General features: G+C 49.5%; 6 protein-coding genes and 1 pseudogene. All 7 read left to right on the forward strand.

Going from position 1 to position 12,483, the window contains the following annotated elements; genetic code table 11:
- Positions 1–358 precede the first annotated feature (358 nt).
- The 7 genes and pseudogenes from ACOJUN_RS09405 to ACOJUN_RS09435 all read left to right on the forward strand — a co-directional run bounded on the left by ACOJUN_RS09405 (position 359) and on the right by ACOJUN_RS09435 (position 12,373).
- Positions 359–2,524, forward strand: coding sequence for a C2H2-type zinc finger protein (locus tag ACOJUN_RS09405; protein ID WP_422136375.1), 2,166 nt, complete (start codon positions 359–361; stop codon positions 2,522–2,524).
- Between the two features lie 281 nt (positions 2,525–2,805).
- Complete coding sequence (locus tag ACOJUN_RS09410) at positions 2,806–4,524, forward strand: C2H2-type zinc finger protein (RefSeq protein ID WP_422136376.1); 1,719 nt, start codon at positions 2,806–2,808, stop codon at positions 4,522–4,524.
- A gap of 30 nt (positions 4,525–4,554) precedes the next feature.
- Positions 4,555–4,626 (forward strand): annotated as a pseudogene (locus ACOJUN_RS09415) (transposase); the annotation flags it as partial.
- 204 nt (positions 4,627–4,830) lie between these two features.
- Positions 4,831–6,633, forward strand: a complete 1,803-nt coding sequence (locus ACOJUN_RS09420) for a C2H2-type zinc finger protein (RefSeq protein ID WP_422136377.1) — start codon at positions 4,831–4,833, stop codon at positions 6,631–6,633.
- 310 nt (positions 6,634–6,943) lie between these two features.
- Positions 6,944–8,218, forward strand: coding sequence for a C2H2-type zinc finger protein (locus ACOJUN_RS09425; protein ID WP_422136378.1), 1,275 nt, complete (start codon positions 6,944–6,946; stop codon positions 8,216–8,218).
- Positions 8,196–9,995, forward strand: a complete 1,800-nt coding sequence (locus ACOJUN_RS09430) for a C2H2-type zinc finger protein (protein WP_422136379.1) — start codon at positions 8,196–8,198, stop codon at positions 9,993–9,995. Before ACOJUN_RS09425 ends, ACOJUN_RS09430 begins: the two co-directional genes overlap by 23 nt.
- Before the next feature lie 758 nt (positions 9,996–10,753).
- Positions 10,754–12,373, forward strand: a complete 1,620-nt coding sequence (locus ACOJUN_RS09435) for a C2H2-type zinc finger protein (protein WP_422136380.1) — start codon at positions 10,754–10,756, stop codon at positions 12,371–12,373.
- Positions 12,374–12,483 lie beyond the last annotated feature (110 nt).

The following is a 12,483-nucleotide window of genomic DNA, read 5'->3' on the forward strand; positions in this document are numbered from 1 at the left end:
TCACAGCTCTTAAACCCTGTTGGAAAAAATAATTTATACGACATTAGATTTTTTTTTGCGCTTTTTTAATTCCCATAGAGCTTGCCAACATTGAAAAACGCCCTAAATTCCTATCGTCTATCCTCACTGCTCCTATCCCGGGAAAACAAAGGATAGAGCCATTAAAAGTCTACTCTCGCACGTATTGGTCTTTTTGCCTTTCGTCTGCCCGGTTGAGCCGCAGACTTATGGTTTTATCGTTGAGGTTGGTCAGAATGGGGCTTCGACAAGCCAGAGTTTGTCTATAAAAACTGAGCCGGGCCTATTAACTGCAATGTCAGTGACCGACTGGAGGTTGATAAAAAATGAACCATCACACATGACCAGCACAAACGGATATTCAGGATCAGGCATGCTACCCGATGACAAACCCTGTCGGCGAAACCAACTTCAGATCATCACTTTGATGTACGGAACGGGCGGCGGTAACTATTCCCGGACAACGGGGCCAGAGGATCATGGTCGGTCATTCAATAGACATTCAGAAAAATCACATTATCCATACGACATCGACCATAATGATGAAAATTCGGGTCGGCCCACTGACTCCCGACATAGCCTTGACAAAAATTGCCATGAACAGCCCTGTTGCAATCAACAAGGGTTTTGTATCTTCGCTCCTTCCACAAGTACCCAGTGTCGTTCAACTTCAGATGACTCTTTCGCTTGCATAACAGATGTCTATCTGCAGACAGGCGATCAGGAATCTGGCCCGGTAAGCTATCCTGCCAAAGCACCGAGAGTTGTCTCAGGAGCTGACAGCACGACCGGTTCATCATTAAAACTAAATCCACCTACTGCGAAAAAACAAAAGAAGGCGGACTCCAAAAAATACCGATGTGATCACCCCGGCTGTGAAAAATCATTTAGCTCTCAAGCCTCAATGTACAATCACAAAAGTCAATATCACACCGGAGAACGAACCTGCCTCGAGTGCCGGAAGCCCTTGCCAAACGCTAATGCCCTGGCGTTTCACAAAAGAAATGCTCACACCGGAAAGCAAACCTGCCCTGAGTGCCAGAAGACCCTGCCAAATGCGAATGCCCTGTCGGCTCACAAAAGTCGATATCACACCGGAGAGCAAACCTGCCCTGAGTGCCAGAAGACCCTGCCAAACGCTGAAGCCCAGTGGACTCACAAAAGAAAAGAACACACCGGAGAGCAAACCTGCCCTGAGTGCCAGAAGATCCTGCCAAATGCGAATGCCTTGTCGGCTCACAAAAGTCGATATCACAGAGGAGAGCAAACCTGTCCTGAGTGCCAGACGACCCTGTCACATAATCAAGCCCTGTCAGATCACAAAAAACGATATCACACCGGAGAGCGAACCTGCCCAGAGTGCCTGAAGACCCTGCCACACGCTCAAGCCCTGTCGGTTCATAAAAGTCGATATCACGCTAGAGAGAAAACCTGCCCAGAGTGCCAGAAGCCCCTGCCAAACGCGAAAGCCCTGTGGGCTCACAAAAAAAAATATCACACCGGAGAACAAACCTGCCCAGAGTGCCAGAAAACCCTGCCGAACTATCAAACCCTGGCGTATCACAAAAGAAAAGAGCACACCGGAGAGCAAGTCTGTCCTGATTGCAAGGAGCCCCTGCGAAACGCTCAAGCCCTGTCGACTCACAAAAAAAAATATCACACCGGAGAACAAACCTGCCCTGAGTGTCAGAAGGCCCTACCAAGCACTCAAGCCCTATCGGCTCACAAAATTCGTTATCACTGCGGAGAGCGAACCTGCCCTGAGTGCCAGAAGACCCTGCCAAACCCTCCAGCTCTCTCGGCTCACAGAAGAAAAGAACACAGCGGAGAGCAAACCTGCCCTGATTGCCAGAAGTCCCTTCCAAACGCGAAAGCCCTGTCGACTCACAAAAGTCAATATCACACCGGAGAGCAAACCTGCCCAGAGTGCCAGAAGACCCTGCTAAACGCTCAAGCCCTATGGGATCACAAAAGAAAAGAACACAGCGGAGAGCAAACCTGCCCAGAGTGCCGGAAGACCCTGCCAAACGCGAAAGCCCTGTCGAATCACAGAAGAAAATATCACACAGGAGAACAAACCTGCCCTGAGTGTCAGAAGGCCCTACCAAGCACTCAAGCCCTATCGGCTCACAAAATTCGTTATCACTGCGGAGAGCAAACCTGCCCAGAGTGCCAGAAGACCCTGCCAAACCCTACAGCCCTCTCGGCTCACAGAAGAAAAGAACACAGCGGAGAGCAAACCTGCCCTGATTGCCAGAAGTCCCTTCCAAACGCGAAAGCCTTGTCGACTCACAAAAGTCAATATCACACCGGAGAGCAAACCTGCCCAGAGTGCCAGAAGGCCCTGCCAAACGCTCAAGCCCTGTGGGATCACAAAAGAAAAGAACACAGCGGAGAGCGAACCTGCCCAGAGTGCCGGAAGACCCTGCCAAACGCGAAAGCCCTGTCGAATCACAGAAGAAAACACCGGAAACGAAAGCTCGATGATGTAGAGTCAAGTCATTGATTTCTGCTTGTCACAGGCCCAGGAGGGAAAGGCACTGCACACGTTTGGGCATGATCTGAAGTGCAATGCTCACTATCGTCTATCCTCACTGCTCCTATCCCAAGAAAACAAAGGATAGAATTATTAAAAGTCTACTCTCGTACGTATTGGTCTTTGTGTCTTTCGTCTGCCCGGTTGAGCCGCAGACTTATGGTTCTATCGTTGAGGTTGATCAGAACAGGGCCTCGACAAGCCAGAGTTTTTCTATAAAAACTGAGTCGGGCATATTACCTGCAATGCTAATGACCGATTGGAGGCCGAGGCAAAACGAACCACCACAGATTAGCAGCACAAACGAATATTCCCGGTCAGGCATACCAATCGATGACAAACCCTGTCGGCGAAACAAACTTCAGATCATCACTTTGATGTACGGAACGGGCGGCGGTAACTATTCCCGGACAACGGGGCCAGAGGATCATGGTCGGTCATTCAATAGACATTCAGAAAAATCGCATTATCTCTACGACAAAGACCATAATGATGAAAATTCGGGTCGGCCCAATGACTCCCGACATAGCCTTGACAAAAATTGCCATGAACAGCCCTGTTGCAATCAACAAGGGGTTTGTATCTTCGCTCCTTCCACAAGTACCCAGTGTCGTTCAACTTCAGATGACTCTTTCGCTTGCATAACAGATGTCTATCTGCAGACAGGCGATCAGGAATCTGGCCCGGTAAGCTATCCTGCCAAAGCACCGAGAGTTGTCTCAGGAGCTGACAGCACGACCGGTTCATCATTAAAACTAAATCCACCTACTGCGAAAAAACAAAAGAAGGCGGACTCCAAAAAATACCGATGTGATCACCCCGGCTGTGAAAAATCATTTAGCTCTCAAGCCTCAATGTACAATCACAAAAGTCAATATCACACCGGAGAACGAACCTGCCTCGAGTGCCGGAAGCCCTTGCCAAACGCTTATGCCCTGACGGTTCACAAAAGAAAAGATCACACCGGAGAGCAAACTTGCCCTGATTGCCAGAAGAGCGTGCCAAATGCGAAAGCCCTGTCGGATCATAAAAGAAAATATCACACGGGAGAGCAAACCTGCCCTGAGTGCCAGAAGCCCCTACCAAGCGCTCAATGCCTGTCGGCACACAAAAGAAAAGATCACACAGGAAAGCAAACCTGCCCTGAGTGCAAGAAGATCGTGCCAAACGCTCAAGCCCTGTCGGATCACAAAAGAAAAAAACACAGCGGAGAGCAAACCTGCCCTGAGTGCCAGAAGCCCCTGTCAAACGCTCAAGCCCTGTCAGACCACAAAAGAAACTATCACACGGGAGAGCAAACCTGCCCTGAGTGCCAGAAGCCCCTGCCGAACGCGAAAGCCCTGTCGTATCATAAAAGAAAACATCACACGGGAGAGCAAACCTGCCCTGAGTGCCAGAAGAACCTGCCGAACACTTTAGCCCTGTGGGCTCACAAAAGAAAAGATCACAGCGAAGAGCAAAACTGCCCTGATTGCCAGACGACCCTGCCGAACGCGATAGACCTGTCGTATCATAAAAGAAAATATCACACGGGAAAGCAAACCTGCCCTGAGTGCCAGAGAACCCTGGCAAACGCTCAGTCCCTGTCGGCTCACAAAAGTCAATATCACTCCGGAGAGCAAGCCTGCCCTGAATGCCAGCAGACTCTGCCAAGCACTCAAGTCCTGTTGGCTCACAAAAGAAAATATCACACAGGAGAGCAAACCTGCCCTGAGTGCCAGAAGACCCTGCCGAACAACCAAGCCCTGTGGGCTCACAAAAGAAAATATCACACCGGAGAGCAAACCTGCCCAGAGTGCCAGACGACCCTGCCAAATGCTCAAGCTCTGTCGGCTCACAAAACTCGACATCACACCGGAGAGCAAACTTGCCCTGAGTGCCAGAAGACCCTGTCAAACACGAAAGCCCTGTCGGATCACAGAAGGCAACACCGAAAACGAAAGCTTGGTGATGTAAAGTCAAGTGATTGACTTCTGCTTGTTACAGGCTCAGGAGGGAAAGCACTGCACACGTTTGGGCATGATCTGAAGTGCAATGCTCACGTCCATCTGTCTATCACCTGCGGGGGTATCGTCTATCCTCACTGCTCCTATCCCGGGAAAACAAAGGATAGAGCCATTAAAAGTCTACTCTCGCACGTATTGGTCTTTTTGCCTTTCGTCTGCCCGGTTGAGCCGCAGACTTATGGTTTTATCGTTGAGGTTGGTCAGAATGAGGCTTCGACAAGCCAGAGTTTGTCTATAAAAACTGAGCCGGGCCTATTAACTGCAATGCCAATGACTGATGGGAGGCTGATGCAAAACGAACCATCACACATGATCATCACTTTGATGTACGGAACGGGCGGTGGTAACTATTCACGGATAACAGAGTCAGAGGATCATGGTCAGTCGTTCAATAGACATTCAGAAAAATCACATTATTTATACGACAACGACAACAATGATGAAAGTTCGGGTCAGCCCACCGACTCCCGACATAGCCTTGACAAGAATTGCCATGAACAGCCCTGTTGTAATCAACAAGGAGTCTGTATCCTCGCTCCTTCCACAAGTACCCGGTGTCGTTCAACCTCAGGTGACTCTCTCGCTTGCGATGTCTATTGGCAAACAGGCGACCGGGAATCTGGCCCGGTAAGCCATCCTGCTGAAGGTACAAAAGTTGTCTCAGAAGATGACAGCACAACCGGTGCATCATTAAAATTAAATCCACCACCTGCGAAAAAACAAAGGAAGGCAGGCTCCAACAAATACCGATGTCATCACCCCGGCTGTGAAAAATTACTTAGCTCTCAAAACTCATTGTACAATCACAAAAGTCAATATCACACCGGAGAACGAACCTGTCCTGAGTGCCAGAAGCCCCTGCCAAACGCTTATGCCCTGTCGGTTCACAAAAGAAAATATCACACCGGAGAGCAAACCTGCCCCGAGTGCCGGAAGAGCCTGGCAAACGCTCGAGCCCTGTCGGATCACAAAAGAAAATGCCATACCGGAGAGCAAACCTGCCCTGACTGCCAGAAGCCCGTGCCAAACGCGCAAGCCCTGTCGGTTCACAAAAGTCGATATCACACCGGAGAGCAAACCTGCCCTGAGTGCCAGACGACACTGCCACACGCGCAAGCCCTGTCGGATCACAAAAGAAAATGTCACACCGGAGAACAAACCTGCCCTGAGTGCCAGACGACACTGCCACACGCGCAAGCCCTGTCGGATCACAAAAGAAAATGTCACACCGGAGAACAAACCTGCCCTGAGTGCCAGAAACCCCTGCCAAACGCGCATGCCCTGTCGGCTCACAAAAGTCAATATCACAGTGGAGAGCAAACCTGCCCTGAGTGCCAGAAGACCCTGTCAAACGCTCAAGCCCTGTGGACTCACAAAAGAAAAGAACACACTGGAGAGCAACACTGCCCTGAGTGCCAGACGACCCTGCCAAACGCTCACGCCCTGTCGGATCACAAAAGTCATTATCACAGAGGAGAGCAAACCTGCCCTGAGTGCCAGAAAACCCTGCGAAACATTCATGCCCTGTCGAATCACAAAAGAAAAGAACACACCGGAGAGCAAACCTGCCCTGAGTGCCAGAAGATCCTACCAAGCGCTCAAGACCTGTCGAATCACAAAAGTAAATATCACAGCGGAGAGCAAACCTGCCCTGAGTGCCAGAAGACCCTGTCAAACGCTCTAGCCCTGTGGAATCACAAAAGAAAAGAACACAGCGGAGAGCAAACCTGCCCTGAGTGCCAGAAGACCCTGTCAAATGCTCTAGCCCTGTGGAATCACAAAAGAAAAGAACACACCGGAGAGCAAACCTGCCCTGAGTGCCAGAAGACCTTGGCAAACAGTCAGGCCCTGTCGGCTCACAAAAGCCAATATCACACCGGAGAACGAACCTGTCTCAAGTGCCAGAAGCCCCTGCCAAACGCTCTAGCCCTTTCGAATCACAAAAGGCAATATCACACCGGTGAGCAAACCTGCCCTGAGTGCCAGAAGCCCCTGCCAAACGCCCTAGCCCTGTCGAATCACAAAAGGAAACACCGGAAACGAAAGCTTGGTGAAGCAAAGTCAAGTGATTGATTTTATTGCGCTGAAGATTTAAGTCTTTAGAGCTTGCCAATATTGAAAACCTTCCAAACTTTCTATCGTCTATCCTCACTGCTCCTATCCCTGGAAAACAAAGGATAGAACCATTAAAAGTCTACTCTCGCACATATTGCTCTTTGTGCCTTTCGTCTGCCCGTTTGAGCCTCAGACTTGCCGTTTTATCGTTGAGGTTAATCAGAATGGAGCTTCGATAAGCCAGAGTTTTTCTATAAAAACTGAGCCGGGCATATTAACTGTAATGCCAATGACCGACTGGAGGCTGATGCAAAACGAAGCATCACACATGACCAGCACAAACGGATATTCAGGGTCAGGCATGCTACCCGATGGCAAATCCTGTCGGCGAAACAAACTTCAGATCATCACTTTGATGTATGGAACGGGCGGCGGTAACTATTCCCAGACAACAGCGTCAGAGGATCATGGTCAGTCATTCAATAGACATTCAGAAAAGTCGCATTATCTCTACGACAACGACCATAATGATGAAAGTTCGGGCCGACCCACTGACTCCCGACATAGCCTTGACAAAAATTGCCATGAACAGCCCTGTTGTAATCAACAAAGAGTCTGTATCTTCGCTCCTTCCACAAGTACCCGGTGTCCTTCAGCCTCAGATGACTCTTTCGCTTACACAACAGATGTCTATTTGCAAACAGGCGGTCAGGAATCTGGCCCGGTACACCATCCTGCTGAAAGTTCGACAGTTATCTCAGAAGCTGAAAGCACAACCGGTTCATCATTAAAATTAAATCCACCTCCTGTGAAAAAACAAAAGAAGGCAGGCGCCAAAAAATACCGATGTGATCACCTCGGCTGTGAAAAATCACTTAGCTCTCAAACCTCGTTTTACAATCACAAAAGTCAATATCACACCGGAGAACGAACCTGTCTCAAGTGCCAGAAGCCCCTGCCAAACGCTCATGCTCTGGCAGTTCACAAAAGAAAAGATCACTCCGGAGCGCAAACCTGCCCCGAGTGCCAGAAAACCTTGCCAAACAAAAAGGCCCTGTCGACTCACAAAACTCAATATCACACCGGAGAGAAAACCTGCCCTGATTGCGAGAAGACCGTGCCAAACGCGCAAGCCCTGTGGGATCACAAAAGAAAATATCACACCGGAGAACAAACCTGCCCTGAGTGCCAGAAGATCCTGCCGGACGCACAAGCCCTGTCGACTCACAAAAGAAAAGATCACACCGGAGAGCAAACCTGTCTTGAGTGCCAGAGGACCTTTGCAAACCTTCAAGCCCTGTCGGCTCACAAAAGTCAATATCACAGCGGAGAGCAAACCTGCCCTAAGTGCCAGAAGACCCTGTCAAACGCTCAAGCCCTGTGGATTCACAAAAGAAAAGAACACACCGGAGAGCAAACCTGCCCTGAGTGCCAGAAGACCCTACCAAACGCTCAAACGCTCTCTGTTCACAAAAGTCAATATCACACCGGAGAAAGAACCTGTCCTGAGTGCCAAAAGACCTTGCTAAACGCCCAAGCCCTGTCGAATCACAAAAGGCAACACCGTAAACGAAAGCTTGATGATGCAAAGTCAAGTGATTGATTTCTGCTTGTCACAGGCCGAGGAGGGAAAGGCACTGCACAGTTTGGGGTATGATCTGAAGTGCAATGCTCACGTCTATCTGTCTATCACCTGCGGGGGTATCGTCTATCCTCACTGCTCCTATCCCCGGAAAACAAAGGGTAGAGCCATTAAAAGTCTACTATCGCATGTATTGGTCTTTTTGCCTTTCGTCTGCCCGGTTGAGCCGCAGACTTGTGGTTTTATCGTAGAGGTTGATCAGAATGGGGCTTTGACAGGCCAGAGTTTTTCTATAAAAACTGAGCCGGGCCTATTAACTGCAACGCCAATGACTGATGGGAGGCTGATGCAAAACGAACCATCACATATGGTCAGCACAAAAGGATATTCAGGGTCAGGCATGCTACCCGATGACAAACCCTCCAGGAGAAACAAACTTCAGATCATCACTTTGATATACGGAACGGGCGGCGGTAACTATTCCCGGACAACAGAGTCAGAGGATCATGGTCAGTCATTCAATAGACATAGAGAAAAATCACATTATTTATACGACAACGACCATAATGATGAAAATTTGGGTCGGCCCACTGACTCACGACATAGCTTTGACAAGAATTGCCATGAACAGCCCTGTTGTAATCAACAGAGAGTCTGTATCTACGCTCCTTCCAAAAGTACCCGGTGTCGTTCAACCTCAGATGACTCTTTCGCTTGCGATGTCTATTTGCAAACAGGCGATCAGGAATCTGGCCCGATAAGCCATCCTGCTGAAGGTTCGATAGTTGTCTCAGGAGCTGACAGCACAACCGGTGCGTCATTAAAACTAAATCCACCACCTGCGAAAAAACAAAAGAAGGCAGGCTTCAAAAAATACCCATGTGATCAACCCGGCTGTGAAAAATCACTTGGCTCTCAAGCCTCATTGAACACTCACAAAAGGCAATATCACACTGGAAAGCAAAGCTGCCCTCGGTGCCAGAAAATCCTGCGAAACGCGAAAGTGCTGTCGGTTCACAAAAGAAAAGAACACACTGGAGAGCAAAACTGCCCTGAGTGCCAGAAGACCCTGCCAAACGCTCAAGCCCTGTCGGATCATAAAAGAAATTATCACACGGTAGAGCGAACCTGCCCTGAGTGTCAGAAGACCCTGCCAAGCGCTCAAGCCCTGTCGGCTCACAAAAGAAAAGAACACACCGGAGAGCAAACTTGCCCTGAGTGCCAGAAGACCCTGCCAAACGGTCCAGCCCTTTCGGCTCACAAAAGAAAAGAACACACCGGAGAGCAAGCTTGCCCTGAGTGCCAGAAGACCCTGCCAAACGGTCCAGCCCTTTCGGATCACAAAAGAAAAGATCACAGCGGAGAGAAAACCTGCCCTGAGTGCCAGAAGACCTTGCCAAACGCAAAAGCCCTGTCAGTTCACAAAAGTCGATATCACACGGGAGAGCAAACCTGTCCTGAGTGCCAGAAGACCTTTGCAAACCTTCAGGCCCTGTCAGTTCACAAAAGAAAAGATCACACCGGAGAGCAAACCTGCTCTGAGTGCCAGAAGCCCCTGCCAAACGCTCAAGCCCTGTCAGCTCACAAAAGTCAATATCACACCGGAGAGCGAACCTGCCCTGAGTGCCAGAAGATCCTGCGAAATGCGAAAGCGCTGTCGGTTCACAAAAGGAAAGAACACACCGGAGAGCAAACCTGCCCTGAGTGCCAGAAGCACCTGCCAAACGTCCAAGCCCTGTCGAATCACAAAAGACAACACCGAAAACGAAAACTTGATGATGCAAAGTCAAGTGAATGATTTCGACTTGTCACAGGCTCAGGACGCAAGGGCACTGAGCACGTTTGAGCATGATCTTAAGTGCAATGTTCACGTCCATCGCGGGTTGACTGATAACAAAAAGACATGGGAAGAAATTTTCTTCACCAAGCAGTACTTAAACCTTATTTTTTGACATCCTCCCCGCCGTGAAGAGGGTGTCGCAAAACTCTGGTTTCGCAAAACTCTGGTTCCCGCCTTCACCCCCGTCATTCCCGCGAAGGCGGGAATCCACACTGACTCACCACCAGAACCATACTGCCCGGTGCTCCCCTGGCCTTGTCATCCCCGAGAAGGCAGAGATCCACCGTTGGCGCTGGATTCCCGCCTTCGCGGGAATGACGAACTCAGAGCATGGGAACGCGCTGTTGGAGTTTTGCGACGCGCTGTTGGAGTTTTGCGACACCCTCTCAAAGTACGGGGTTTTGCGCTAATTCGATAAGCCAGTTGGTTATCTATCTACGCTTTGTAACTCCTATAGAGCTTGCAAGCACTGAAAAACTGCCAAACTTCTTCTCGTCTATCCTCACTGCTCCTATCCATAGAAATCAGAGGATAGAACCATTAAAAGTCTACTCTCGCCCGTATTGCTCTTTGTACCTTTCGTCTGCCTGTTTGAGTCGCAGACTTACCGTTTAGTCGTTGAGGTTAATCAGAATGGGGCTTCGACAGGCCAGAGTTTTTCTATAAAAACTGAGCCGGGCCTATTAACTGCAATGCCAATGATTGATGGGAGGTTGATGCAAAACGAACCATCACACATGATCAGTACAAACGGATATTCGGGGCCGGGCATGCTACCGGATGACAAACCCTCAAGGCGAAACAAACTTCAGATCATCACTTTGATGTACGGAACAGGCGGCGGTAACTATTCGCGGAAAACGGGGTCAGAGGATCATGGTCAGTCAGTCAATAGACATTCAGAAAAATCGCACTATCTATACGATAACAACCATAATGATGAAAGTTCGGGCCGACCCACAGACTCCCGACATAGCTTTGACAAAAATTGCCATGAGCAGCCTTGTTGTAATCAACAAAGAGTCTGTATCTTCGCTCCTTCAACAAGTACCCGATGTCGTTTAAACTCAGATGACTCTTTCGATTGCACAACAGATGTCTATTTGCAAACAGGCGATCAGGAATCTGGCCCGGTGAGCCATCCTGCTGAAGGTCCGACAGTTGTCTCAGGAGCTGAAAGCACAATCGATTCATCATTAAAATTTAATCCACCATCTGCGAAGAAACAAAGGAAGGCGGGTGCCAAAAAATACCTATGTGATCAACCCGGCTGTGAAAAATCACTTGGTTCTCAAGCCTCATTGAACACTCACAAAAGGCAATATCACACTGGAAAGCAAAGCTGCCCTTCGTGCCAGAAGTCTCTACCAAGCGCACAAGCCCTGTCGGCTCACAAAAGAAAAGATCACACCGGAGTGCAAATCTGTCCAGAGTGCCATAAGACCTTGCCAAACGCTCAAACCCTGTCTGTTCACAAAAGTCTGTATCACACCGGAGAGAAAACCTGTCCTGAGTGCCAAAAACCCCTGCCAAACGCTCATGCCCTGGCGGTTCACAAAAGAAAAGGTCACGCCGGAGAGCAAACCTGCCCTGAGTGCCAGAAGACTCTGTCAAATGCGAATGCCCTGTCGGTTCACAAAAGTCAATATCACACCGGAGAGCAAACCTGCTCTGAGTGCCAGAAGACCTTGCCAAACGCAAAAGCCCTTTCGGCTCACAGAAGAAAAGATCACACCGGAGAGAAAACCTGCCCTGAGTGCCAGAAGCCCCTGCCAAACGCTCAAGCCCTGGCGAATCACAAAAGAAAAGATCACACCGGAAAGCAAACCTGCCCTGAGTGCCTGGAGACTCTGCCAAACGCTCAAGCCCTTGCGATTCACAAAAGAAATGCTCACGCCGGAAAGCAAACCTGCCCTGAGTGCCAGAAGACCTTGGCAAACGTTCAAGCCCTGTGGGTTCACAAAAGAAAAGATCACACCGGAAAGCAAACCTGCCCTGAGTGCCAGAAAACCCTGCCACACGTTCAAGCCCTGTCGGTTCACAAAAGCCAATATCACACCGGAGAGAAAACCTGCCCTGAGTGCCAAACGACCCTGCCATATGCTCAAGCCCTGTCGGTTCACAAAAGTCAATATCACACCGGAGAGAAAACCTGCCCTGAGTGCCAGAAGACCCTGCCACACGTTCAAGCCCTGTCGGTTCACAAGAGCCAATATCACACCGGAGAGAAAACCTGCCCAGAGTGCCAGACGACAGTGCCACACGCTCAAGCCCTATCGAATCACAGAAGGCAACACCGGAAACGAAAGTTTGATGATGCAAAGCCAAGTGATTGATTTCTGCTTGTTTCAGGGTCGGGAGGTAAAGGCACTGCAAACGTTTGGGCATGATTTGAAGTGCAATACTCACGTCTATCGTCTATCACCAGCGGCGGTTAACCGATGAC

The sequence above is a fragment of the Endozoicomonas sp. ALD040 genome (assembly GCF_049275945.1).
Taxonomy (GTDB): Bacteria; Pseudomonadota; Gammaproteobacteria; order Pseudomonadales; family Endozoicomonadaceae; genus Endozoicomonas_A.